Origin of the sequence: Halomonas sp. PR-M31, assembly GCF_001039575.1 — a bacterium.
Classification (GTDB): Bacteria; Pseudomonadota; Gammaproteobacteria; order Pseudomonadales; family Halomonadaceae; genus Modicisalibacter.
The window spans coordinates 37176-63294 of sequence record NZ_JIBT01000017.1 but is presented as its reverse complement, the minus strand read 5'-3'; the positions used below and the strand labels follow the sequence as shown (position 1 = coordinate 63294).

Annotated in this window: 22 protein-coding genes and 2 pseudogenes; 5 read left to right on the top strand and 19 right to left on the bottom strand. The window is 54.6% G+C overall.

Annotated features, from left to right (window positions below; all coding sequences use genetic code 11):
• Positions 1–139 precede the first annotated feature (139 nt).
• Positions 140–571 (bottom strand): type II toxin-antitoxin system HigA family antitoxin, encoded by a 432-nt coding sequence (locus tag CH74_RS05935; protein WP_048306553.1) that lies wholly within the window; start codon positions 569–571, stop codon positions 140–142.
• 2 nt (positions 572–573) lie between these two features.
• Positions 574–840, bottom strand: a complete 267-nt coding sequence (locus CH74_RS05930; RefSeq protein WP_301280846.1) for a type II toxin-antitoxin system HigB family toxin — start codon at positions 838–840, stop codon at positions 574–576.
• Positions 841–1057: 217 nt separating this feature from the next.
• Here CH74_RS05930 and nfuA point away from each other — a divergent pair, with 217 nt between their 5' ends.
• Positions 1058–1645, top strand: coding sequence for a Fe-S biogenesis protein NfuA (gene nfuA, locus CH74_RS05925; protein WP_048306551.1), 588 nt, complete (start codon positions 1058–1060; stop codon positions 1643–1645).
• 66 nt (positions 1646–1711) lie between these two features.
• On the opposite strand, the pseudogene CH74_RS17700 reads toward nfuA, so the two are convergent.
• Positions 1712–2676: pseudogene (locus tag CH74_RS17700) on the bottom strand (DNA-binding protein).
• A 213-nt stretch (positions 2677–2889) separates the two neighbouring features.
• On the opposite strand from CH74_RS17700, the pseudogene CH74_RS05915 reads away from it, so the two are divergent.
• Positions 2890–4055: pseudogene (locus tag CH74_RS05915) on the top strand (tyrosine-type recombinase/integrase).
• Positions 4056–4150: 95 nt separating this feature from the next.
• Here the strand turns inward: CH74_RS05915 and CH74_RS05910 are convergent.
• Positions 4151–4975, bottom strand: coding sequence for a PRC-barrel domain-containing protein (locus CH74_RS05910; RefSeq protein WP_048306550.1), 825 nt, complete (start codon positions 4973–4975; stop codon positions 4151–4153).
• A gap of 76 nt (positions 4976–5051) precedes the next feature.
• Positions 5052–5375, bottom strand: coding sequence for a hypothetical protein (locus tag CH74_RS05905; protein WP_048306549.1), 324 nt, complete (start codon positions 5373–5375; stop codon positions 5052–5054).
• Between the two features lie 387 nt (positions 5376–5762).
• Here CH74_RS05905 and CH74_RS05900 point away from each other — a divergent pair, with 387 nt between their 5' ends.
• Positions 5763–6182 (top strand): SufE family protein, encoded by a 420-nt coding sequence (locus CH74_RS05900; RefSeq protein WP_048306548.1) that lies wholly within the window; start codon positions 5763–5765, stop codon positions 6180–6182.
• Positions 6183–6207: 25 nt separating this feature from the next.
• Here the strand turns inward: CH74_RS05900 and yidD are convergent, their stop codons facing one another.
• From yidD to gorA, 12 genes are all read right to left on the bottom strand, one after another.
• Positions 6208–6543 carry a membrane protein insertion efficiency factor YidD gene (gene yidD, locus CH74_RS18145; RefSeq protein WP_082140307.1) on the bottom strand — a complete coding sequence of 112 codons (336 nt, stop codon included), beginning with the start codon at positions 6541–6543 and terminating at the stop codon, positions 6208–6210.
• Positions 6527–6970: a phosphoribosyl-AMP cyclohydrolase gene (hisI, locus tag CH74_RS05895; RefSeq protein WP_048306547.1), complete on the bottom strand. Its 444-nt coding sequence runs from the start codon at positions 6968–6970 to the stop codon at positions 6527–6529. The genes yidD and hisI overlap by 17 nt, the downstream gene beginning before the upstream one ends.
• Positions 6971–7001: 31 nt before the next feature.
• A complete protein-coding gene (locus CH74_RS05890) occupies positions 7002–7973 on the bottom strand; it encodes an alpha-L-glutamate ligase-like protein (protein ID WP_048306546.1) in 972 nt (323 codons plus the stop codon).
• 4 nt (positions 7974–7977) lie between these two features.
• Complete coding sequence (locus CH74_RS05885; RefSeq protein WP_048306545.1) at positions 7978–9486, bottom strand: inactive transglutaminase family protein; 1509 nt, start codon at positions 9484–9486, stop codon at positions 7978–7980.
• Between the two features lie 7 nt (positions 9487–9493).
• A complete protein-coding gene (locus CH74_RS05880) occupies positions 9494–10339 on the bottom strand; it encodes an ATP-dependent zinc protease (protein WP_367379099.1) in 846 nt (281 codons plus the stop codon).
• A gap of 496 nt (positions 10340–10835) precedes the next feature.
• Positions 10836–11771, bottom strand: a complete 936-nt coding sequence (locus tag CH74_RS05875) for an acyltransferase (protein ID WP_053070644.1) — start codon at positions 11769–11771, stop codon at positions 10836–10838.
• Positions 11772–11906: 135 nt separating this feature from the next.
• Positions 11907–13517 carry a glucan biosynthesis protein G gene (locus CH74_RS05870; RefSeq protein WP_367379098.1) on the bottom strand — a complete coding sequence of 537 codons (1611 nt, stop codon included), beginning with the start codon at positions 13515–13517 and terminating at the stop codon, positions 11907–11909.
• A gap of 381 nt (positions 13518–13898) precedes the next feature.
• A complete protein-coding gene (gene hmpA / locus CH74_RS05865) occupies positions 13899–15125 on the bottom strand; it encodes an NO-inducible flavohemoprotein (protein WP_048306543.1) in 1227 nt (408 codons plus the stop codon).
• Positions 15126–15280: 155 nt separating this feature from the next.
• On the bottom strand, positions 15281–15679 hold the full coding sequence (locus CH74_RS05860) for an ectoine synthase (RefSeq protein ID WP_048306542.1): 399 nt from the start codon (positions 15677–15679) through the stop codon (positions 15281–15283).
• A gap of 85 nt (positions 15680–15764) precedes the next feature.
• Positions 15765–17048 carry a diaminobutyrate--2-oxoglutarate transaminase gene (gene ectB, locus CH74_RS05855; RefSeq protein WP_048306541.1) on the bottom strand — a complete coding sequence of 428 codons (1284 nt, stop codon included), beginning with the start codon at positions 17046–17048 and terminating at the stop codon, positions 15765–15767.
• 43 nt (positions 17049–17091) lie between these two features.
• On the bottom strand, positions 17092–17670 hold the full coding sequence (ectA, locus tag CH74_RS05850; protein WP_048306540.1) for a diaminobutyrate acetyltransferase: 579 nt from the start codon (positions 17668–17670) through the stop codon (positions 17092–17094).
• Between the two features lie 224 nt (positions 17671–17894).
• Positions 17895–19256, bottom strand: a complete 1362-nt coding sequence (gene gorA, locus CH74_RS05845) for a glutathione-disulfide reductase (protein ID WP_048306539.1) — start codon at positions 19254–19256, stop codon at positions 17895–17897.
• Positions 19257–19409: 153 nt separating this feature from the next.
• Here gorA and can point away from each other — a divergent pair, with 153 nt between their 5' ends.
• Both can and CH74_RS05835 read left to right on the top strand, forming a co-directional pair.
• Positions 19410–20069, top strand: coding sequence for a carbonate dehydratase (gene can / locus CH74_RS05840; RefSeq protein ID WP_048306538.1), 660 nt, complete (start codon positions 19410–19412; stop codon positions 20067–20069).
• A gap of 94 nt (positions 20070–20163) precedes the next feature.
• Positions 20164–21186 (top strand): hydrolase, encoded by a 1023-nt coding sequence (locus CH74_RS05835; RefSeq protein ID WP_048306537.1) that lies wholly within the window; start codon positions 20164–20166, stop codon positions 21184–21186.
• A gap of 49 nt (positions 21187–21235) precedes the next feature.
• Here CH74_RS05835 and msrA read toward each other — a convergent pair whose 3' ends face one another.
• Together msrA and CH74_RS05825 are read right to left on the bottom strand one after the other, a co-directional pair.
• Positions 21236–21871 (bottom strand): peptide-methionine (S)-S-oxide reductase MsrA, encoded by a 636-nt coding sequence (msrA, locus tag CH74_RS05830; protein ID WP_048306536.1) that lies wholly within the window; start codon positions 21869–21871, stop codon positions 21236–21238.
• A gap of 75 nt (positions 21872–21946) precedes the next feature.
• On the bottom strand, positions 21947–26116 hold the full coding sequence (locus CH74_RS05825; protein ID WP_253272966.1) for a translocation/assembly module TamB domain-containing protein: 4170 nt from the start codon (positions 26114–26116) through the stop codon (positions 21947–21949).
• Positions 26117–26119 lie beyond the last annotated feature (3 nt).

Genomic DNA, 26119 nt, shown 5'->3' with positions numbered 1-26119 from the left:
CAGCGTCGATCTCCAACGGTCAGGGAAATGCGTACCGGCGACCCGGGCGCATCATTGTCTGAGAGGCGTTTAAATTTGTCTAAATATCCTATCAGAAAGCGCGCGATGCGGGGCAGGCAGTAAGGCGATCGCGCTTCGTTCAGGCGAGGACGCGAGACTTCAATTCTGGCTCCTTGAACGAGTCTGTAGAGATTCCGAAACGCTCTGATAGCTCACAAACTTGGCGCCAATTCAGCTTACGCCGTCCAGCAAGGATTGCCGAAACCACGGACTGAGCACCTACTTCGGGTAAGTCGCTCTGAGATATTTGATGTTCCTGCATTAAGTAGCGAAGCACTTCTACGCCAGACACCTCTGGCATTGGACGATGCTCCACGTCATAGGCTTCGATTACATCCCCCAGACGGCTGGCCAAGCTTGCCAGTGGGTGGGATTCATCATCGCCGATGAGACCGAGTATTTCATCCAAGGCATCGACCCGAGCATCATACTCAGCCTCGGAGGATGGATTACTCAGCAAAGGCGCAAGATAGCTCCAGTGCTCAGTGGCTTGTTCAACGAGTGCGTGCATGGTTACCCCTTTTTCCACTTTCCCTTGTCATACTCTTTGTGATCAAGGATATAGCGGATGTAGACTCTCTTTGCTTGATATTGAACAACTGCGATAAGTCGTAACTTGTTACTACCGATGTCAAAAATGTGAAAGCTGCCCACCTTGTCGGTTGCCGGAAACAAGGACTTCATGGCGTCGAAGTCCTTTGGATCATTTGACTTCATCAGCCGATACCACGTCTCTAGCGCCGTGGAGGCTGTCGGATACGTCTTTTTAGCTTCCCATATACGCTTCTGTGTAATTATATGTATCTAGCGATGTCCTGTTATTCTTGCACAGAATCTATAGCAACTTGCTATGTATAGCAAGTTGCTATGACACCCAATGTACGAAAGTTGGACGTTCAAATGAGCAGATATACAATCCGAGTATTTCACTCGGGATTGTGTTGCGAGCGGTTTTTTCTTACCATGAGAGACATAACTTTCATGATGAGTCGTTTCCATGAGCGAGAACATCCAGATCACCGATAGCGCCGAAGAGTATCTTGCCGAGCTGCTGTCGAAGCAGAACGTCGAAGGCATTGCCGTCCGTATCTTCATCACCCAGCCGGGCACACCCTATGCAGAAACTTGCCTGGCCTATTGCCGTCCCGGTGAAGAAGAGCCCAGCGATGAAAAGCTGGCCCTCGACAAGATTACCGTCTTTCTCGACAAGAACAGCCTGCCGTTTCTCGAAGAAGCAGTCGTCGACTTCAATGCGGATCGCATGGGCGGCCAGCTGACCATCAAGGCGCCCAACGCCAAGATGCCCAAGGTCAATGCGGACAGCCCGCTGGAAGATCGCGTCAACTACATTCTTTACAGCGAGATCAACCCCGGTCTGGCGGCTCACGGCGGTGAAATCCGCTTGATCCAGCTGACGGAAGAGGATATCGCCGTGCTGCAGTTCGGCGGCGGCTGCCAAGGCTGCGCCGCAGTCGATCTGACCCTCAAGGATGGGGTAGAGCGCACGTTGCTCGAACGCATTCCAGAACTTGCCGGCATTCGTGATGTGACGGATCACACTGACACGACCAACGCCTACTATTGATCGATCCGGTAACGATGCTGCTGAAAGCGGGCTACCTATCTAGGTTTTCCGCTTTCGTTTTTAGCCTTAGTAAACGAAGGGTGGTAATGGTGTCATTGCCAGTCGTGTCTCGGCCTCTCGCAGCGTTTCCTGCAACTGCTCAAGCTTCTGGTCCCGCTCGGTGATCTGAGTCTCCAACTGTTCTTGTTTGAAGGCCATTTCTCGCTCGGTGTCCTGGTAACGACGCAGCTCCCATTTCACTTCCCTATGTCGCGCTTCCTCTTCAATCAGCGCTGCGCGCTGTTCCTGCAGTGATTTTTCCAATCCCTCGGCACGTTTGTCCGTTTGCGCTTGACGCTTGATATGTTGCTTTTCCTGCTCCTGGCGTTCGCGTCGGGCATCGTCAAGTAGCGTCATGAGTCTGGCTTCGGCGGTCTCGTGGCGCTGTTCTTCCTGAGCAAGTCGGGTGTCGTATTGCCGGGTCTGTTCGTCCAAGGCCTGTTTGTATTCCGCTGCTTCGGCGTCACTTTTTTCTCGTAACCGATCAAGTTGTTCTTCCAGACGAGCGATCTTGGTTGTCGCGCTTTCAAGCTCGGTATGGTGTTTATCAAGTTGCGCCTGGGCTTGAGCCAAAGCCGTGCTCTTTTCATCCAGGCGTGTCTGTAGCGTGGCCAAGTGTTCGGCCATGGCGGATTCGCGCTGGACGGCGTCCTCGGCCTTTCGTTGAGCTTCCTGAACGCTGCTTTGTGACTCGCGGACGCGCTGATCCGCGTCTTCACGATATTGGACCAGGCTTTGGCGAGCCGCTTCCTGAGCCTGACGCCACAGCTCTTGGGTCAGTGTCTGCAGGGGTTCGGGTAGGTCTTGGGCGGGCGCTCGTCGCGATTCTCCTCGCGCTCGATCTTCCACTGCCGCAGGTGCTCGCTAAGGGTGGTGAAGCTGCCGGTGCCCAGCACTTCGCGAATCTTTTGTACCCCGGGCGTTTCGCCCCGTTGCAGCAGCTGATGAATGGCTTTTTGTACGTCTTCGTATCGAACGCCGCTACGGGCCATGATGCTCTCCTGTTCATACTGACTGCTAAATAAGCAGTGATACGGCGCATATTAGCGCTATTTGAATCCAAATTAAATTATTACGTAATATGTAAAACGTAATTTTATTTATCATAGCAATTGAAAATTCATGATTACGCGCCTTATCTTGAATATTTGCTACATAAGATAAACAATGCCGTCATAAAGTATCGATGAGTAGAAGCGCGCAGCATGACGAATGAATATTGGCAAGGCAGAAGTAGTGGCGATAAAAAGGCCACACCGGTTGAGCCGAAGAGCACGGCATTGCTGTATCAAGCGATCCCAGCTACTGCTTCAGTGCATATCCCCGCCAATAACGATGCTCAGGCGGTAGGTCAGTGGCTTAACGAGTACACCGCAAGCGCACAGACCTTCCGCGCCTATCGCAAGGAGGCGGAACGTTTGCTTCTATGGCTGAAGGCTCAGCAGCTAAGCCTTGCGGACCTGGATCGCCAGCGGCTCGACGCGTTCGAACATTTCTTGGCCGACCCGCGACCCACTGAGCAATGGGTCGGGCCGCCACGGTCTCGCGCTCACCCCGAGTGGCGTCCCTTTCGGCGGCCCTTGACCGCCGCAAGCCGACGTCAGAGCCTGGTCATATTGCAAGGACTATTCAGCTGGCTAGTGGAAGCAGGCTGGGTAGCACACAATCCGTTTCGTTTGATGCGGGACAAGCGCCGACGTCTGGACAATCGACAGGAAGATATCGAGCGCTATCTGGAGCGGCCATTATGGGACTGGTTGTGGCAGTGGCTAAATCGGCCGCTAGAGGAGGGCGCGAGTTCGCGAACGCGCTTTGTCTGGCAGCGTCGACGATTGATCTTTGGCTTTGCCTATCTTTTGGCGCCACGCATCAGTGAAATGGCGGCTGCTCGGATGGGTGATTTCGTGTGTAGAGAAGGCCACTGGTGGTGGCGCGTAGTCGGCAAGGGCGACAAGCTAGCAAGCATTCCGGTGCCCACGGATATGCTCGTGCTGCTAGAAGAATGGCGTAAGCATCTGGGACTAAAGGCATTGCCAGAGCCGTATGAGACTGGGCCGGTGCTAAGAGGCTTGAACGGTCAACGCGGTTTGGGGGACAACCAGCTTTATCGGTTGATCAAAACGAGTTTTGAAGAAGCTGCACGAGAGATTGAGGTAGATCAGGACGGGGCTGTCTTTGCGCGAACACTGCGGAAGGCGACACCACATTGGCTGCGGCATACCGCGATCACGCATCAGGCCCAGTCAGGTATCGAACTGCGCTATCTAGCCAAGACAGCGCGTCATTCACGCCTTGATACTACGCTCGCTATTTGCACGCCGAAGCAAACGAATGGCAGCGTCAGCTTGCTGCACACCAACTTGAAAAATAAATCGACTTTTTATAAACAACAATCAGCGGAATATTCCGCTGATTGTTGTTTCATCATAGCCAGCTTAGCAGCGATTTATGAACTAACGGTCATTATCACTGAGCGAACTGGTTAATAGGTACGTCTAGAGCGATAGGCTGATATTCGCTATCGTCGTAAGTTTCTTCATTCTCAATCTCTTCAGCGCTCTTGTCGACCTTGAGCTGATCCTGTTCGAGCTGCAGCTCATCAAGCGGCATCACGACTTCATCGTTTGTGCCCTTGACGCCAATGACGGCAAACAGCTTCTTGCTGTCCTTGTCGATGACAAGTTCCTTGACCTGGCCGGCCTCATTGCCATCCGATGTCATCAGTGTGCGATCGACGACCTGTTCGCCTTTCATCTCCATTAATGACTTCTGAGACTGAGAACCTTGAGACTGTCCTTGTTGACCCTCGCGCTGGACGGTGACCTTGGCTTCTTCTTGCTCGTAGGAGACTTCAGGCTTTTCATCGCTTCTGTTCAGATTGACCTTTGCCTTGTTTGCTTCCTGCATCTGCACTTTGGGTTCAGCTTTATTGAAATCAACGTCCGGATCGGCATCAACAGATATGTCAGGTTTGGGCTGATTAATGTCAATGTTGGGATCGGGCATATCCACTGTAACCTTGGCATCCGGCTGAGTGACTTCTATGCGCGGCTCAGGAATCCTGACAGTGACTTCCGGTGCGGGCTGAAATACCTTGATCTTCGGCTGTGGCTGATCGACTGTTACGGTGGGGCGTGGCTGATCGACGCTGACTTCCGGCTTGGCTTGGTCGACGGTGACGTCAATTCCGCCATCTGTGTCATCGTCCTGCGCGAACGCAGAACCACTGGCAATAGCAAGTGCCAGAGCGCTGACGGCAAAAGCGTGGGGGAGTGTGCTTAGTAGTTTCATATCAGTTCCTTCCTTGAATTATGATTGTTTACTGGTTCATGACTATTTTGAAATTCACTTACTTTCAAAATAGTACTTAATTTTCTGAATTTAGCTCTTCAGGCGTTACGCGTTTTTTCTCGCCATCGGAAGACGCCTCAGATTGTTCGCTGTCTTCCTGACTAGCAGAAATTTCTGACTCGCCGCTTTGTTCTTCATTCGGCTTTTCATCCGGTTCAAGACGCTCTTCCTGACCATCTTGTGAGGAAGACTGTTCTTCACTTTTGGCTTCATTCTCAGATGATGAAGACTGCTCAGAAGTGCTTGAAGCATCGGTATCGAAGCTTTCATCTTCAGATTCACAGGCTGACAGGCTGATGAAACCCATCAAGAACAGACTCGCCAGTAGAGCTTTTTTCATACCTTTTTTTCTTAGACGAGACCGAAATGTGCGGGAGTTTCCGTCGACTGGGTGTTGCATGGGCAAGCATCCTTTTTGTATCTCAATTGAATGAAAGATCCTTTCATTCGAGTTTTCAACGTGATTCACGCTTGTGACGAAAGAACCGACTTTCCTATCAGTCTCAAAGTCACTAGTTAGAAAGTAGTCTAGTTGTAGATGAAGAGCAAAATATTATTTTTGATTTAACTCGAGTTATTAACTTGAGCTATTAAAATTAAGTTGTGTAAATAATAGGTTGAGCTAAGTTACTACCAAATAAACAAGTATGATGAACGTAGATACAGACGCTGCGGGCCTTGACCGGTATACTATTAAGCCGTTTTGAAATAGCCGGGAGGTAAGGCGATGAGTATTCAGCAGGCCCAAGCTGATCTGATCGAAGAATTTAGCCTGTTCGACAACTGGATGGATCGCTACCAATACATCATCGACATGGGCAAGCAGTTGCCGACGTTCCCTGAGGATTTGAAGACGCCGGAAACGAAAATCGATGGCTGCCAATCCAACGTATGGATTCATCATGAGCGTCAGGGCGAGGCAGTGCATTTCGATGCGACCTCGGATGCCGCCATCGTCTCTGGGCTGATCGCGGTATTGATGCGCATCTACAACGATCGTTCCCCCGACGAGATTGCCGAAACCACGCCGCACTTTCTCGAGGAACTAGGACTCGACAAGCATCTTTCGCCGACACGAGCCAATGGCCTGCATGCCATGCTCACACGCATCTACGGGGTAGCGGAACAGGAAAGGCTGGCCGGCTAGTCAAACCAGGTTAATGAGCATTCCATCAGCGCGATTGTTTATCAGAAGACTTGGTCGATTCGTCGCCAGTACCAGAATGGTGATGGCAGTCGGTGGAAGAGAAAGGGGGTGAAGAGGGCGGTACCGGATCGACGCCGCCAGCATGCCAGGGGTGGCACTTGAGGATACGCTTAAGCGCGAACCAGCCGCCCTTGAAAGGGCCGTGAAGCTGCAACGCCTCGATGGCATAGTGGGAGCAAGAAGGCCAGAAACGGCAGCGCGGGCCGAGTAGGGGGCTGATGCCGTACTGATAAAGGCGGATAGCGCCGATCAGGAGAATGGACAGGCCGCGCCCCAGCGTTCGTTTAATCCTTGCTGCCATAAAGGGCGCTCGGATCGATGAGAGGCTTGGTATCCACCTGGCCATGTTCGTCGTCAAGCGCAACGTAGAAGCAGCTGCGCCTGCCAGTATGACAGGCAGGACCGGTTTGTTCGACGCTAAGCAGCAGGGTATCGCCATCGCAGTCGAGATAAGCCGATTTCAGATGCTGCGTCTGACCGGAAGATTCACCCTTGCGCCAAAGCTTGCATCGGGAGCGAGACCAGTAGCAAACACGTCCGCTATGCAGCGTCTCTTCCAGGGATTGCCGGCTCATCCAGGCCAGCATCAAGACCTCGCCGCTGTCGTGCTGCTGCGCGATGGCGGGAATCAATCCGTCCGCGTTCCAGCGAACGGCGTCAAGAAGCGGCGATAATGAACGCCGAGTGCCCGACTCAGCCGTTTCAAGATGCTTGAATAGATCACTCATCTTTTCCCCGCGTTTGTCTGCATGTGGTGACTCATGAGGCAAGCGCTGCCGCCTGCAGTTCGCCGCGCCGGGCAAAATGTTGCTGTGAAAAGGCAACGCGTGCCTCTACATCGACGCCTTCCGGTTGCCGCTCGACAAGGTCAAGTCGCTTACGAAGACCTTCACCATTGGCCATCTGAATGGCAAGCCCCGGACGCGCATTGAGCTCCAGCAGCATGGGTCCATGAATTTTGTCGAGCACCATGTCGGTGCCCAGATAGCCCAGCCCTGTCATTTCATAGCAACTTGCTGCAAGCGTGAGCAGCGTGTCCCAATGGGGAACCTGCAGGCTGACCAGTTCCTGGCCGGTATCCGGATGATCCAGTCGCGTACGATCGAACTGCACGCCGCGCAGAGCGGTACCAGTGGCGATATCCAGCCCGACACCGACCGCGCCCTGATGCAGGTTTGCTTTGCCATCCGAGGCGGCAGTAGACAAGCGCATCATAGCCATGACCGGATAGCCCTTGAATACGATCACACGAATATCCGGCACGCCTTCATAGGTGTATTGCGCCAATGACTCATCGAAAGCAATTAATGATTCCACCAGGGCCACGTCGGGCGATCCCCCCAGGGAATAGAGCCCTGACAGAATATTGGAGACATGGCGTTCAAGATCCTCGCGGTGCAAGCGATGCCCGCTGGGTTTGACATAACCTTCTGCATCCTGATGTTCCACCACCAGAATACCCTTGCCTCCGCTACCCTTGGCGGGTTTGATGACAAAGCCCAAGTGGCCTTCGACCATCTTGGCAACATGTTTGACGCTAAACTGGTTGCTGATGGTGCCAATCAGATCCGGCGTCGTGACACCGAAACGCTTGGCCAGCAGCTTCGTCTGTAGCTTATCGTCTACGAGTGGATAAAGACGACGGTCGTTATAACGGCAAATATAGCGAATATTGCGCTGGTTCATGCCAATAATGCCTTTTATTCTGAGCTGAGATGGCGTCGCCCACATGGCCTCAATCCTCCGTAATCGGCTTGAAACGGCGTAGTTCCAGCAACCGATAACCGGTGTAGTTGCCCAGTAGCAGAATGAATGCCATCAAGATCAGCTGTACGCCCAGGAAGTTGAAGGTGATGTGACGTATCCAGGGATTGTTCATGGCCAGATAAGCAAGGACCGCCGTGAGCAGGCTGCCGCCCCCCTGAATCAATACTTCCTTGGGGCCTTCCTCCTCCCACAGAATCGACATGCGCTCGATGGTCCAGCTCAGAATGATCATCGGGAAGAAGGTGATGGTCAGGCCAGCGTTCAATCCCATGCGATAGGCAACGACAGAGAAGATCGAGATGATGGCGATGACCGTAATGATCACCGCGGACACTCGCGCCACCAATAGCAAATTGAGATAGGACAGATAGTTGCGGATCACCAAGCCGACGGCAACGACCAGCAAGAACCCTGCCAGGCCGGTGAACAACGTGGTCTGGATGAAGGCAAGGGCAATCAGCACTGGCATAAAGGTGCCGGATGTCTTGATGCCGATCAGAACTCGCAGTAATACGACGACGAGGGCGCCGATCGGAATCAGCAGAATGGTCTTGAATAGCGACTGTTCTTCCAGGGGCAGACTGTGGATCGAGAAATTGAGCAGAGTGTCGTTGGCCAGCTGATTGCGCACCGCCACGGAAGCCGGTTCGTTGTGCTGTAGCATGGAGAAAGTGACCTTCGAATCGCGCCCGCCTTGCACCTCGAGAGCCGCCTGATCGCCAGCCTCCCAGAGCAATAGATTGTCAGGGCGGCCCTGCTCGCCGCTGGTGGGATTGATAATGACCCAATCATTGTCCGCATCGAAAACCTGTATCCAGGTGGTCAGACTTTGCCGCCGACGCCCGTCTTCAAGCAATAGACCATGAATCTTACGGGCCGAAACACCGGCCTGATTGAGCAGTTTCACCAGCAGAGTAGGGCGATCGAACTGAGTCAACAGCAGGCGGGCATTCTCGTCCTGACGATCGCCGCTGAAAGCGCGGGCTAACTCCCGAGAAAAGGTAAAGGCGTCTGAGGAGCGTCGATAAGCTTGATCGATGACCTCTTTTGCTGCCGTATCATAGGGGCGCGCCCAAGACACGTCCTGATCCGGAGGCGGGGGCTCGACCCGAGGCTGAGCAGCATTGGGCGCGACTAAAAGCTGTACCGAATAATAGAGCTGTTGGCTTCCCTTGGCTTCTCGCGTAGCCCATTGTGCCCGGCGCCCTTTATCATCATCCAGAAAGGAGAGTCCGAAGCCGGAAGAGCCTGTGTTTTCCGTCAGGATGCGAAAGCCTTCCTGGTTGGAGGGTAGCGCAAGATTTACCTTGGCGGATTCGCCTTCGGCAATGAAGTTGACCTGGGCTTCGACTTCCCAGACCTGGCGCTGTTCGCCGGGTACCCAGGGCACTTCAAAGGCAACATGGCGATAAATGGTTACCGCGATGCCGGCTACCAACAAGACACCGACCAGAAGATAAAAGGGGACACGAGACATAAAAGCGTTATTCCTTATCGTCTTTACTATCGCTGGCTTCGTCTTGAGCCGCGCTGTCGGCAGATTCACCGCCTGGGTATTCAGGACGTTCGTGCAGGTAGGTCTGGGATACGTCGATCAATGCAATATCCAGCATGAAGCGCCGTCCAAGCAGTACCGGGTAGTCCAGATGAGTGCGATCATTGAGGGTGAAATCGACATTTTGCTTGATCGGCCCCAGACGCATCAGCAAGGTGATGACCGGTCGGCTCTCTTCTCCTGAGGCTTGAACGATACGCACACGCCGAGTGATCTCTGCCTCGATCGGTTTATCACGAACGTCTTCGATGACGGTATCGTCTTCGTCGAGCGCCAGTTTGAAGCGCACCCAGTTTTCTCCTTCCCGCTCGAACTCGGTGATGTCTTTCGCGGAAATGGAGGCGGTATTGGCACCGGAATCGACTCGTGCCTTCAAATAGGTGCCGATGGTAGGAAAGCCGACCCATTCGGTGCGTCCTAGCAGCGTCTTGTTTTCCAATGCTTCTATATCGCTGGTGGGGCAATCCGCGGGCGGGGCGCTCGCTTCGTTACCAAGATTCTTGATTTCCGCTCGCAGCGATCCTAGCGCGCCCTTCATGGAATCGACGCTTTCTCCGACCTCGTCGAGGCGCGCTGTCTGCGCCGAGAAGCGATCAACGTCGCCTTCACAGCGCTGAGCCAGGCTATTTTCCAAAGCACTCAAGCGCGAATCGAGCTGAGGCGTGGTGACCAACGCATTGAATCGACCATCGTCTTGCGTTTGAGGCTGAAGCGTGCAACCGCTCAAGAGAAGTGTTCCGGCGGTGAATGCCAGCATCGCATTTCGTATTGGCATGATCATTGAAATCCTTGAAAACCATCATTACACGCGCTTGCTTGCCGACAAGCCCGCCTGGCAAATGGGCCTGATGATAAGGAGTCCATGTGCAAACGTCCATGCATCCGTTCTGGACGAAGCAACATGGCCGTTACATCAATCAGTTCTCAGAGGGCAAACGAGTACCGATGCTAGACGGATCTGCGTTCTGGTCTTAACAGTTTGCCTTGCACCCATTGTCGAACGCGCAGTACGAAAGTTTCCTGAAACATCATGCAAAACAGTACGGTAAACAACAAGAAGAGAGGGTACAGCCATATGGAAGTGTCACCCGCTGCATCCATGCACTGGCGAATGCTGGTCAAGCAAAGACTCGGCTCGCCGCTCAGGACTCGTTCAATCCGTGTAAAGATGACAAAAAGAGGGACATGAAGCGCAAACATGGGTAGCGATGCACCTCCCAGACGGTGAGCCAGACGTTGCGTGCGTGGGCTGGAGGAGGGTGACCAGTGGGCTACCACGAAGATGAGCGTGAGTTGGGCAGGCAGTAACAGTCCATTGTGCAGTAAATAGTACCAGGCAGAGCATGATGGCGCAGCAGCCATACGCCGACGACGATACAGATGGTTACGAACAAGAGCGCCAATGATTGCGCAACGCGTCCCATCCTGAGGCCCAGTTCTCTGCGTTTCGTATAAAACGAACAAAGCAGAATGCCGGCGAGGAACTCCGGCAGTCGTATCAAAGGATTTCGATGCAGAATGCCGGTTTCGGGCATGCCGAAATTCGTATAGGCGATCACGATGATAGGCGGAATCAGATAGATCGCATTGACGAGCACCATGGCCTTGAAAGGAGACTTGATACGAAACAGCCGGGGTGCCATCCAGGGAAAGGTCAGATAGAAAAAGAATAGGGCGGAGATGGACCAGGTCACCGGATTGAAAGTCAGATAGAACGGATTCCAGGCATGCAGCAAGGTCAGATTGAGAAAGCCGCTCACCGCCAATTCGGTATTGCTCATGTAGTGGGTGATGCTTTCCAGGCTTGAACCGTTGTTGGTGTCGTAAAGCACGAAGCGTATCGATGCGTTCGCATCCGCCTCGGTAATGGCCAGATAGCCCACCAGAGTCGAGACCCCCATGGCCAGGAGAACCGCACCGATATGAATCGGATAAAGATTGGAGAAACGTTTGATCCAGAAGCTTCTGGCAGGCTCACGCATGCGCTGGCGATCATCAAGATAGACGTGGGCCAGAAGAAATCCTGAAAGAACGAAGAAGGCGCTGGTAGAAAAAAAGCCGATGTCCGTAATGTATCCGGACCATCCGCTGATCGATTTATAGGTATGCAGGGTGTGGAAGATGACAATGTAGAGTCCGAGCCAGAAACGCAGCCACTCAAGCCCTATAAACCGTTCTTTTTTGCCTGCTAGCGTTTGTTTTTCCATTAATGAAACATGCCTTCGAGATGAGTCAATCCAGCTGATTCTTGTTACAGATAAAGTGAATTGAAAAATCACACCGGCTGTTCAAGAACCATGCAACAGCCGGTGTGCATTGATTTCTACTCGTTGATATCTTCTTTAATTGGCAACGGGCATACGATAGAACCAGGTCTCTGAAAGAGGACGATCACCGTCTTGCAAGTGCGCTCGTATCTCCAGCGGCTGGGTATCGTTGCTGCGTTTGACCCGCAAGATGGTACGCCAGCCGCCTTCACCTGTGTTGCGGATAACTTGGCTTTCGACCAGTTCACCGTTGTCACCCACCTTGATTTGAGCGGTAGGCTGTGTATCCGGTGACAACGAATCAAGCGCAGGCCCTTTGAAATCGACGATGAACGCAATAGACCCATCCGGCTTGCGAATCAGATCATTTTGGCGTACCTCGCCGCGAGAACGCATGGTGCTATCGGCCCAAGACAGGGACGAGTCATGGTATTGGCTTTCGTTCTTGGTCCAGTACATGCGGTAGTTGAAATCCGCCGCTTCACCAACTTCTGGCATTTCATCCGGAATCCACAGTGCTACCATGTTGTCATTGGTTTCGTTTTTCGTAGGAATCTCGATTAGCTCTAGGGAACCTGGCCCCCAATCGTTCTGTGGTTCTATCCAGGCGCTCGGACGCAGATCGTAGCGATCGATCAAATCCTCGTAGTCACGAAAATCGTGGCTGCGCTGAAGCAAACCATAGCCTTTCAGCGACTCGATATGCTGATCGCTCACTTCCACATTGGTGGGATTGACCAGCGGGCGCCATATCCAGCCGGCTTTCTCGCCATGGGCCAGCAAGCCATTGGAGTCGTGTATGGCCGGGCGGTAGTTCAGTGTGGGCGAGGGCTGACTGGGGCCGAAGAGGAACATGCTGGTCAGTGGCGCAATACCCAGTTTTTGAATGGGTTTGCGCAGGAAAATACGCGATTTCACGTCGAGCTCGGAATCTTCACCAGGCTGCAAGACAAAGCGATAAGCACCCGTGGCACTGGGAGAATCAAGCAGCGCGAATATGGTCAAGGAGTCACTGTCCGGGCCAGGCTTCTCAATCCAGAATTCGCGAAAATCGGGAAACTCTTCACCGGAAGGTGCATCCGTCTTTGAGGGGGTTTCCGTATCGATTGCCAGCCCGCGACCGGACAGTCCGTAAATTTGGTTGCGACCGATCACACGAAAATAGCTGGCTCCTTGAAACACCATGATTTCGTCGTCGATGGTATCGGGATTGTTGATTGGAAAGTGAATCTTCAGTCCCGCAAAGCCTAGATCCTGAAGATCTTCCTCAGAAAGCGCTACGTCACCGTAATGAAAATTTTCAGGTTTGAAAGGGATTTCATGAACGCCGTTATCATCAATGACATTCATTTTTACAGCGCTGACATAGTGCATCCCTTCATGAAAAAAACTTAAATTAAAGGGAAGTTTCTCATCGCGCCAGAGAGCACGGTCCATTTGATACTGAATCTGAGCGTATTGCTCGTATTCCAGGTCTCGTAGCTTTGGGGTCGTGTTGGTTTCCGGTGGCTGATAATCTTGCTGGCCGAGCTGTTTTGCCTTGTTTGCCACGTCTTCAAAATCGAAGGCCAAGGCAGTGGGAGCCGTGAGTGTCATCCATAAACCGGCCGTCATGGCCAAAGCGTAAGGGTAAGCAAGGCGTTTTCTACCAAGGGTGGTAACGCTTTGCCGTGTCGAATCGCTCACATATCACTCCTTCGTTGGATTTCTGAAGATCGCTATCTGAATGCACGCGCCTGGAAGAGTACATTTTAATAGGCTACAGCTGAAGCGCTGATCGCTGTCTTTGTCGAGAGACAAGCAGAAAGGTAGAGGGATAAGTAGAAAGAAAGGAGAGCGCTAGGACGTTTGTCATCCTGTGGGTATTGTCAGTCTGATTCCTGTAACGTGCTTGAGACAGGTCGATTAAACATGATATGGAAATCATCTAATAATACTGTATTTAACATAATATACATTATGCGAAGTATAAGAAAGGTTGCTCAAAGATAGTATTCGCTGCGCTTTGGCAGACGCTTTTCTCGATATTGTGTTCACGTCTGCCCGAATCATGTCGCTTTGCCAGCCTCAGGCTACGTCGTCTCCCGCTGGGCCGAAATACTCGAAACGTCGGTCGCTCGATGACACATCGCGTTTTTCCAGTATCTTATCGACCGCACCCATCATCGCCGGTGGCCCGCAGAAATAATAAACGGCGCTTCTATCGCCAACCAAGGATTCCAGCAGCGCATCATCCACATAGCCTTCGCTGTCGAAGCGGCCATGTTCACGGTCGCTGGCGCTTGGCTTGCTGTAGCGAACATGTACTTTCAGATTGTCGTGCTCGGCGATGAGTGTGCCGATCTCGTCCTTGAAAGGATGCACGGCGCCGTTTTCCACCGCCTGAATGAAGATGAGCGGTCTTTCCGACGTAGAGCGATCCAGTGCGTCGTGCAGCATCGACAGCAACGGCGTGACGCCCACGCCGCCGGCAATGAAGACGACAGGCTTTTGCGGGTCGGTCGGCAACTCGAGGGTAAAATTACCGCAAGGTGGCGTCAGCAGTACCCGATCGCCCACCGCCAGATGATCATGCAGATAGTTGGAGAACACGCCGTCCGGCGTTTGATCGTTCGGTGCCAGTTCGCGCTTGACGCTAATGCGGTAATACGATGCCCCTGGGGCATTAGACAAGCTGTAGTTGCGCATGGCCACGCGATCCTCGGACACCCTCTTCTGGATGCCGATATACTGGCCGGCTTTCTGGGTCTCCAGAGAATGACCGTCCGCAGGCTCCAGATACACGGATTCGATGTTGTCGCTGGCCGGCTCTCGGCGCGCAACGACGAACTCCTTGTGGTCGTGCCAGCCAAAAGTCTGTTCTTGACCGGTATAGATCTGCTGTTCCCGTTCGATGAAAATATCCGCCAGCATGCCATAGGCGGCCGCCCAGGCATCAATGACCTCATCCGTGGCGCCGTCGCCCAGCACTTCCCGAATCGATGCCAGCAGATTGCGCCCGACGATGGGATAGTGTTCGGGTTTGATCGTCAGGGAGGCGTGTTTTTGTGCAATCAGCTCGACCGCGTCCGTCAGCACCTCCGGCTCGTCGACGTGCTGGGCGTAAACGATAATGGCACGGGCCAGGGCCCGAGGCTGAGTGCCCTCGATCTGATGTACCGGGTTGAAGTAGAGCTTGACCTCCGGGTCCTGTTCGAACATTCGCTGGTACATGTGGGAAGCGATGGCTTCACCTTGATCTTTTAGGATCGGAACGGTCTTGCGAACGATATCGCGTTGAGTATCAGTTAGCATGCAAACACCTCCTTGAGTGCATCAACGATCGACGAAAACTCCGTTTTCTGTACGGGAAACAATAAAAGCCCCAACAGACCGTTGGAGCTTTTATTGTGATACTTATTTTCCGCAAACGGGAATGCCCTGTCTAGAGCGATGCCCTACTGCTTGCGTTACGCATTCTCATCCGCCGGCGCGTAGGAGCCGTCTTCCCGATGATTTTCGTTACCCGTCAGCCCCGGTGTGAATACGCAGGCCAGATGCATGGTCTTGCTGGCACGCAGCAAATGATCATCGTGCTGATCGAGAATGTAGATATCGCCTGGCTTGATCGGCCATATCTTGCCATCGGCCAGGGTTTCAACCTCGCCTTCGCCTTCCATGCAGTACACCGCTTCGAAATGGTGCTTGTAGTGAATGTGAGTTTCAGTACCTTCGTAAATCCGGGTAATGTGAAACGAGCACTTGCCGCCGTCCTGGGCCAAGGACAAACGTGTGCTGTCCCAGTTGCCGTTGGCGGCGGTGACCATGCGATCGGTCTTGCGTGCTTCTTCGAGGTTGCGAACGATCATGAGCGATATCCTTTTCTTGTGAGGCTTTCTAAAATAGTCGGGCAGCGCTGTCAGACAAGCTGCCCGTTTTGTCGCATCAGCGAAATCAGCTTAGAGCTTCCTTGGCGCTGGCTTCAAGAATATCCAATCCTTCCAGCAGGTCTTCATCGCTGATCGTCAGCGGGCAGAGGCATTTGATGACCTGTCCATCCGAACCGCAGGTTTCGATGATCAGACCATTCTTGAATGCCTGAGCCGTGATCTTGTCGGCGATATCCCCTGAGCCGACGTCCAGGCCTCGCATCAGCCCGCGTCCGCGCTCGCTTGCGGCGTGCCCTTTTTCTTCGCTCAACCCTTTTTCGTTCAACCAGGCGGCAATCTTCTGGAAGCGATCCTCGACGATACGCCCTTTACGTTGAACATCGCGCTCGAGCACGTCATTCGACCAATATTCCCGCATCGCAGCGGCCGCCGTGGTAAATGCCAGTGCAAACCCGCGGAACGTACCGTTGTACTGACCCGGCTTCCACTTATCCAGTTCCGGGCGCATCAGCACGTGAGCAAACGGCAGCCCATAGCCGGATAGCGATTTGGAGTTGGTAATGATGTCCGGCGTGATGCCTGCATGCTCGAAGCTGAAGAATTTGCCCGTGCGTCCGCAGCCCGCCTGAATGTCGTCTACGATCAGCAGAATTTCATGATCGCGACAGATCTGTTCAAGACGCTTGAGCCAGTCGAGGCCCGCGACGTTGATACCGCCCTCGCCTTGCACGGTTTCGATGATGACGCCTGCAGGACGATCAAGGCCACCGGAATTGTCACCCAGCAACTTCTCAAAGTAATCCAGGGTATCGACATGGTCACCCATGTAGCCATCGAAGGGCACGAAGCTGGCCCCTTGCGTGGGGATGCCGCCGGTAGCCTCACGGAACTTGCGATTGCCGGTAGTGGCAAGCGAGCCCATGGTCACACCGTGAAAACCATTGGTGAAGGATACGATGTGATGACGACCGGTGGCGACTCGGGCCAGACGAATGGCCGCCTCTACGGCGTTGGTGCCTGTAGGTCCGGGCAGATGCACCTTGTAGTTCAGGTTGCGCGGTTTGAAGATGACCTCTTCCAACGTCTCGAGATAATCGCGCTTGGCCTCGGTCCACATGTCCAGCCCATGAACGATGCCATCGGAGGTGATGTAATCGATCAGCGCTTGCTTGATCTTGGGATTGTTGTGGCCATAGTTCAGCGTACCCGCGCCTGCCAGGAAGTCGATGTAGCGCTGACCATCTTCCGTATGCAGCCTCGCCCCCTGGGCTTTCGTGAATACCGTGGGAAACGAACGAGAATAGGTACGAACTTCTGATTCCATACGTTCGAGAATCTGGGTTTGCATGCAATGACCTCTTGCTGAATAAATGAATGTTAGAAATCGTGGCTTAGATGCGCTGGGGATCGAAGGGGCCGATGCGCACCAGGTTTTCGGGATCGTGTTCTCCACCCAGCTGGTCGGTGGAAAAATATTCTCGGCTGTTCAACGGCGCCTGCCAGCGATCCGCAAGGCGCTTGAACAAGCCCCAGGAGGCAGTGTTGTCCGGTGTGATCGTGGTTTCGAGATGCCGTACCGATGCCAGTTCCGGACGGCTCAGTATCGCCTCGACCAGGCGCCTTGCCAGTCCGGTTCCTCGGGCTTTGTCGCCAACGGCCACTTGCCACAGAAAATAGGTGTCTGGCGCACTGTGCTTGGTATAACCGGAGACGAAACCCACGATTTCGCCTTCTTCATTGGTTGCCACTGCACAGCTGTCACGAAACTGAGTGGCCAACAGCAGATAGGCATAGGCTGAATTGACATCCAGCGGCGGACAAGATTTCACCAGCTCGTAGATACCCCAGCCATCTTCCGTGGCGGGTTTTCGGATGAACAAAGGATTGTCTGCTTGTCCAACGACTGCATCTGCAATACTGCTTTTTGCCAGGTCCGCTGACGGAGTGAACGGTTGTGTGGATGCATCCATGTCCGGGATCGCCATTGCGAGTATGGGTGAAATTGTAACAGGCGCCTGCGCATCAATCAAAATAAAGCGTTATTGCTTTATGGTTTATCTATAATTTTTTGTTATACAAGGCGCCTATCGACATCTAAACTCGATTTCTTGAGTTTAGATCAAACCCTGCCATGAAGAACTAAAAAAGCCGTCCTTTGGACGGCCTAAAATCTATTGTCTCGCAATAATGAGACTCAACGGCGAGTCGGTGTTCTCATGGTGACGAATTCTTCCGCACCTGTGGGATGAATGCCAACCGTGGCATCAAAATCCGCCTTGGTCAGCTTTGCACGAACGGCAATGGCGATCCCCTGGATCAACTCGCCTGCATCCTCCCCCACCATGTGGGCACCGACCACACGATCGCTGGCATCGTCGACGATAAGTTTCATGAGACAGCGCTCATCGCTTCCCGACAAGGTGTGCTTCATGGGACGAAAATCCGCGGTATAGACGCGTATTGCATCAAACTCTTCTCGAGCTGCTTCTTCGGACAGGCCCACGGTGCCGATGTTGGGATGACAGAACACGGCAGTGGCGATGTTGTCATAATCCAACGCAGTCGCTTGCTCATCGGCGAAATGCACACGGGTCATGTGCATCGCTTCCGCCAACGCGACCGGCGTAAGCTCCGGGGCTCCGGTGACATCGCCCAAGGCCAGAATGGAAGGTATAGAGGTCTCGAAACGATCATTGACCTTGAGCGTGCCATCCGAATTCAGCTCGATATCGAGTTTGTCCAGACCGAGTCCTTGAAGGTGCGGACGCCGACCCGTTGCAGCCAGGAGCGCATCGACTTCCAGAACTTCACCGTTGGTCAGTGACACTTTCAGTGCATCGCCTTGTTTCTCGACGGACTCGATGGTGGTCTCGAAATGCAGCTTGACGCCCTTTTTCATCATTTCATCCCGAGTGAACTCCCGCACCTCATGGTCAAAACCACGCAGGAACAGTTCGCCGCGGTAAATCAGATGTGAATCGCTACCCAGCCCGTTGAAGATGCTGGCAAATTCGACGGCGATATAACCGCCCCCCAGCACCAAAAAGCGCTTGGGGAAGGTTTCGAGGTCGAACACCTCGTTGGAGCTTATTGCGTACTCTTTACCCGGGAAATCAGGAATCCAGGGCCAGCCTCCCACTGCCACCAGAATCTTGGCCGCGCTAACGGTTTCACCCGCGACTTCCACGCGATGTGCATCGACGATTCGGGCTCGGCCATGAATCAGGCGAACATCGGCGCCGTCCAGCAAACGGCCATAGATACCGTTGAGACGCTTGATCTCCTCGATCTTGTTATCCCGAAGCGTTGCCCAGTCGAACTGTGCTGGTTGAGGCAATTGCCAACCAAAGCCGGCACTATCGGTGAAAGCCTCATGGAAATGCGCCGCATAGGAATAAAGCTTCTTGGGGACACAGCCGACGTTGACGCAGGTGCCGCCAAGGTAACGATCTTCGGCAATGGCGACCCGAGCGCCTGTGGCGGCTGCAGTGCGTGCTGCACGCACGCCACCGGAACCAGCTCCGATGACGAACAGGTCATAATCGTAATCAGCCACGTTGGTTGCTCTCCTTTCTTGAGTTGCGGCGATTTTCTTGAGTTGCGGCGATGATACCAGCCTAGAGCGTCCTTCGGCAGTAATACCGCCGATTGACCCAGCCTATGACGAGGAGTAAAAGTTCGGGGTCGACAAGCCTGGAGGAAGAAAATAGTGAGCGATATTGAACGACTGCTCGAGCAGAATCGTACCTGGTCAAAGACCATGCGCGAACAGGATCCCGAGTTCTTTTCTCGCTTGTCTCAACAGCAGAACCCTGACTATCTATGGATCGGCTGTTCCGACAGCCGCGTACCCGCCAACCAGATCATCGATTTGCCACCGGGCGAGGTTTTCGTGCATCGCAACGTGGCCAATGTTCTGTATCACAACGACATGAATGCCCTTTCGGTGGTGCAGTTCGCCGTCGATGTACTAAGGGTCAAACACATCATGATCGTGGGGCACTACGGCTGTGGCGGAATCAAGGCCGCTATCACCGGCGGCGACAACGGCATGGTCGACTTCTGGCTACATTCGGTGCGGGAGCTCTACAGTCGCCATCGAAGCGAACTTGGGGAATTACCGCTCAAACAGCAGGTCGATCGTATGTGTGAACTTAATGTCGAAAGTCAGGTAAATACCCTGGCGCACACCAAGATCGTCCAGCGAGCCTGGCTACGTGGTCAGTCACTCTCGCTGCATGGTTGGGTCTATAGCTTGGATGATGGCCTGGTCACCGAGCTCGGTTGCAGGATCGACGGCCTCGATCAGGTGCCACAGCTTTATCGGGTCGATCGCTGCAAGCCAATATCGGACAACGACCAGGACTAGTTCAACGTGAATTCAGCCTGAAAAGCCTGCCCGAAGCGTCATGGGCTGCTGCGCAACGCAACGGGTGCGAACGAGAAGATATCAAGAGGTTGCCATGTCTGGTGTCATTGTCTCTGCTGATTTTCACGCACCCCGAGGGCTGCACAACTGTCACGTGCAGACGCTGCTGCCTCGTCTGCGCGCCTTGACACCGCTTGCGCGGGATACGGAAATTCTTGATCTGCCGGACGGTGATTTCGTCGAACTGGCTTGGGTGTGCCCGGCGCCCAGACGTCAGGATGCGCCGCTGTTCATTCTTTTCCACGGACTGGAAGGCTCTTTCGATTCTCCCTATGCCAGGGATCTGCTGTCCGCGGCATCGATGCTGGGTTGGCGGGCCTTGTTGATGCATTTTCGCGGCTGCGGGCAAACCCTCAACCGCCTGCCCCGTGCATATCACTCCGGGGACACGGCGGACGCCTATTGGCTCATCGGTCAGCTTGCCAAACGCTATCCCCATGCCATTAAGGTTGCCGCCGGTGTATCCCTGGGCGGCAATATGCTGGTCAAGCTGGTGGCGGAACAAGGCGGCGATGGGCTCGATCTTGCAGGCGCCATCGCTATCAGTGCGCCATTGGATCTGGCTGCCAGCGCCGATGCCCTCAACCGTGGTTTTACCCGGGTCTATCAGCGTCACCTGCTCAAATCCCTGCATGACAAGACTGCCCGCAAAATGGCAAAAGAATCATTTCCGATCGATCTAATGCCTCAGCAATTGAGGCGGCTTGATAGTTTTTGGGCTTACGATGACCAGGTGACGGCGCCGCTTCATGGGTTTGCCTCGGCCAGCGATTATTATCGGCGGGCGTCTGCCGGGCGTTTGTTGGGAGAGATCGAGTTGCCCACGTTGATCATCCAAGCTGCGGATGACCCTTTCTTGCCGGCAAATCTATTTGATCGCCTACCTGTGCCCAGCGACGCCGTACGAGTGGAGATCACGCCTCAGGGAGGGCATGTCGGCTTCACCGATGTGCAAAAGGGCCGGCTAAGCTCCTGGCTCACCCGGCGTGTGATGCGTCAGTTGCAGGACTGGACACCGATACCTTGTCCACTAAGCCCCTTGATCAGTCGCTCATGACAACCGCTGAATTAACAGCAAGCTAGCACCGGCATTCAGGCAATGAGTTTCAGCCTATCGCGCAGCTCACTCCGGTTCCTCTCAATCCACAGTAGCCGTTGGGGTTGCGGGCCAGATATTGCTGGTGGTACTCCTCGGCGTAATAGAAATTCTCCAAGGGCTTGATCTCTGTCGTGATAGTGCCGCGGCCTGCGTCTTGTAACGCCTGCTGATAATGATCGCGGCTTTCGATAGCCTGTCGCTGCTGGGCATCGCTGGTGGTGTAGATCGCCGAACGATACTGGCTTCCCACGTCATTGCCCTGGCGCATGCCCTGAGTGGGATCGTGAGCCTCCCAAAAGGTCTGCAGTAACGTCGACAGGCTGGTCGTTTCAGGGTCATAAATCACTCGTACCACTTCAGCGTGACCAGTACGTCCACTGCAGGTTTCTTCATAGCTGGGATTGGATGTAACACCTCCGGCATAGCCCACCGCAGTGACATACACCCCAGGTAGCTTCCAGAACAAACGCTCTGCCCCCCAGAAACAACCCAGCCCCAATACAATGTCCTCATATCCATTCGGGAAAGGCGGCAACAATGAGCGACCATTGACCAGATGCTTGCCCGAAATATTCATTGGCGTTTCGCGTCCAGGCAAAGCTTCGTCGGTAGATGGTAGCTGTTGTTTATTGCGCGTCCACATGGCAAACACTCCTTTCAAACGTTCAAGCATGCTTGGTTGCATAGACATGATTAGACGGATAATGAGTAATGATGTTCAACGAGCATCAATATCCTCGCTGCTTCCAATGTTGCCGCTATTGCGTCCAAAGCTATCGGCATTACTACCAATACTGTTATCGCTGCGACCAAGATTGAAGGTATAGATCAGATCCACTGCCTGAGCGGCGCCGGACACCGCTTGGACATACAGGTTCTGAAGCAATTTATAGCGTAGGGTCAACTCCGCAATAGGCGAAAAGATACCCACGCCGTAGCTCACCTTGAGGTCGTCGAACAGATAGCCGCTGACCACTACCTGACTGTCATCGCCGCTGCCTGCGGTATCCAGAGACAAATCATTGATACCGAAGGCCTGCCCTACTTGCCCGACGGCGTTGCCCGTGCGAGACAAGGTCAATCCGATCAGGGCCGAGGTCAAGGCGCTATCGGCCCCGGCGCCGGCGTCGTCTGGCGCCCGGCCGCGCAGCAGATAAGAAAGCGCACGGCTCTCGTCCATGGCCGGCTCGGAGAATATTTTCAGACGCGGCTGTTCCGCAGGTCCCGTCACACGCAGCCCCGCGATCACACCATCCTCGGTGACGTCCGGGTTACGGATGGCCTCGAATTGCAGCCGTGGCTGAGAGGCAGGCCCACTGAACAGTACCTGACCACGACGAATGATCAAATCCTGACCAAAGGCCTGATAGCGGCCATCTTCCAGATTGACGTCGCCGAATAGCTGTACCGGTCCGCTGTCCTGACGTACCTGTAGCGTGCCGTTCAACGACGTTTCCAAGCCATAGGCTTCCAGCTGCACATCCGGCCCCAAAACCAAATCGACTTCAACGTCGAGTTGCATACCGGCCTCATTGAGCGCCTCGGAAGTGGCTTCCCCGGCCCGTTGACCGGCTTGCTCCGCGGCCTGTTCGGCTTTGCGCCTGGCTTCCTCCTCATCTTCCCGAGTAATGACCACCGCATCGGAACTCGGCGCGATCGCCGAGGGAGGCGTACCGGCTACGCTCAGCCGTGCCCAGGGAATGCGTACCTCACCGCCGATACGTAGCAGCTCAGGTGTCGCACGAACCTCGAGATCCGGGGCTACCCGCAGTCGGCCGAAATCCGGCAGCACCACCAGCAAGGGGTCGTCGGTGCCGTCCAGATCAATTTCCGCCCGCCACTCCTGCGGGGTTGGCCAGCTGGCCTTGCCGTCGAGATTGATGCGCCCTTGTTGCGCCTCTATGAAACCCTCGAGATCGGCGTTGTCACCCTGAAGCTGAACGGCGAGATTGCCATCGCGCACCTTGACGGGAATGTCCTGGCCTTGAGCACGCAGCTTGTCCAACCGAATATTGCCGGTAAGACGCGGTTCTTCCAGATTGCCTCCAAGCCCGATATCGGCGTTGAGGGAGCCTTCGAGCTCGTCCAGGGCAGTGGTCAGGCGTCGATAAGGGGCCAGCCGAATGTCGTCGATACCCAGACGCCCATCGAGAGACGCCTGCCCTGTCGGATCGTCGATCTGAAGATTGAGCTGCACCGCGCCGGCTTGCTCGAGCCCTAGGCGTGCCTCTATCTGAGCCTTCGAGTCGCTGGCATCGAGAGAGGCGTTCAAGGAGGCCGCAGGCACCGACCAAGGCTTGCCAAACGCATCACGGCCATCGATGGCAAGATTGCTTTGGACCTCGGCCTGGGCCGACCAGCGACCGCCGGAAGCCCAGCTTAGATCGAACTGACCGTTGGTCTGGCCCTGCGCAGACCAGTTTTCCGGTAACGCGGCAGAGATCATCTCCATGGGGAAGTCGTTCAATGCTAGCGTGGCAGCACCACGCTCGGCGGACGCCTTGAGAGGCTCGGTAACACACAGACGCCCTCCTTGCTGGCGCACTAGACAAAATGGCGACGCCTCGACGCTGGCGGCAGTTAGATTGGCGTTGAAAGCCAAGGCCTCTTCAAGGCGTAGATCCGCCTGTTCGCTATCCACTTCAAGCGCTGTGAGACGCCCTTTGTAGCGATCGCGAGCGGCGTTGAGACCGCCCTGTAATGCAAGAGACGCACGAGATAGCGGCATTCCCTCCGCTGCGTTAGTGGAAAAATCGAGCTGATGATCCGAAAGCCGGCCGTCGAGGGTCAAATCGATATCGGAGAAGCGCTGTCCTGCTGCGTCGACACCGCTGATATCCAGAGCGACATCAAGAGACGGATCGTCCAGGCCTTCAATATTTGCGTCGAGCTGTAGGCTCTCAAGCGAGTTTTGTGCGTAGCGTAGATCCGTGGCATCCATGCTCAGATCGAGCTGGGGCGCTTCGAAGGTTCCAGCGACCGAGAAGCGGCTCTGTATGCGCCCGCCCAGCTCCGGCAGCAGGGTTTCAAGGGCCGGCGCGTCGATTTCACCGGAAAGATCCATGCGCTCTGCAATATGGCCTTTGGCCGTCAAGCGGTTCTCGCCCTGGCGCAGACGCAACTGCTCGATGTTCCAGCGCATGTCGCTGTTTCCATCGAGCTTTGCATCGAGTGATAAAGGGCGATCCTGCAAGGTGCCATCGATATCAAGTTGGGGAATGTCTAGCTGCCAGCCACCCTCCTCGTTCAATGCAAAATGTGCCTGGGCATCGCCATCGAGACGCCCGCTGACCGCATCCGTCAGCGCATCGAGTGAAAAGTCGTCCAGATGCAGCGTGGCATCGACGTCCACGTCTGGTGCCCAGCGTGCTTCACCGCGGCTGATCAAGGAACCGCTACCGGTTGAAAGCGCAAGCGGTGTCCAGGAAAAGCGTTCGAGATCGCCATTGCCTTTCAGCGCCACCTGCACTTTCTCCGGCAGCGCAGAGCCGGAAACGAGGCCGGATAACGCCGCATCATAATCACTCAAGTCACCATTGGCTTTGAGCACGAGATCCTGCACTACGTAACTCTCTGGCGTTGCTTGAGTTGAGGACTCTTTCGTCCCAGAGGTTGCCGATGCCGTGTCTTCCGAGGAGGGTGCTTCCTGGGTGGATTTATCCCGAGAAGACTCTGGTTCTGGCTGAGGCAAGGGCCATTCCAGACGCTCGGCATTCAGGGCTATGTCAAAGGGCTTTGTGGGGGCCAGCACGTCAGCCTGAGCCTTCAATTTGGCCGCCAATGGACCCGTGGTTGTCAGATTGGCAGTCAGGTCGGACAGGCTGCCATCAAGAGTCAATCGAAGACGCTCGCCGTTCAATGGCTGCTGTTTGATACGTGCATCGAGATCGAGCCCAAGCGGGTAGTCATCCTTCAATGTGACGTTTGCGGAAAGTTCTGCATCCGCCGCCGTCGACGCCAGTGCCAGACTCGAAAGGCGTACCTCATGGCCGTGCCCTTTCAGGCTGATGGCCAGACGCTCCACCGTCTGCTCGGTCGGTCCGGTGATACGAAAATCCTCGACCACCAGGCTAGGGACATTGACGTCCATGGGCAGTTCGATATCCGGCAGGTCCAGGCGTTCGCGCTCCTGTAGCGGACGAGTGTCCGTCTCCGCGGGCTGGTCGGTAGCCGACTCTTCTGCCACCGTTTCTCGAGAATCATCCGTGATAACGTCATTGGCGGCATCGATTGCTTCGCTCGCCAGACGTGGCTGAGACAAGAGTGGCATGGCCTGATCGCTTTCACTGGAAGATGCGTTGCCAGAGGTGTCGCTAATGGCCAAGGCCTGACCCGGCGATACCGGCAGGCGCAGTTCACTGTTGACCAGCCGGGTTGGCAGCAGGGTCGCGGAATGGCCCGCAAGCCGGGCGCCGGTGGTAAAGCGCTGCCAGGTCAAGCGTGTGCCATCCGCCAGACGAACGTCCACATCGCGCAGCTCGATGGCGCGCAGTTCGATGGGGAATGGCAGCGTGATCGAAGGCAATCCGCCCTCGTCCGTCGTTTCCTGCGTTGGCTCTGGTTCGGTGGCATCGCTTTGGGCGATACGAACATCGACCTCCTCGAGCTGAAGAGCATCCAGACACAGCTTGCCGTCAAACACGCAGTCGTCCGCCCAGTCCAGATGCAATCGCCCTACCTTGATACGGGCTGGGCCGGCATCGAGTGCAAGCCCGGTCAGCGTGAACTCATCCAGCGGTGCTCCGCTGACGCTTTCCACCTGCAGGAAATCGCGTTTCTCGACCTGGGATATCAACCAGCCGGTGCCCCAGGGCGATAGGGCCAGCCCAAGAAGAAACAACAATAGACCCAGTAACCAGAACGGTAACCACAGCAATAAACGAAGCAAGAG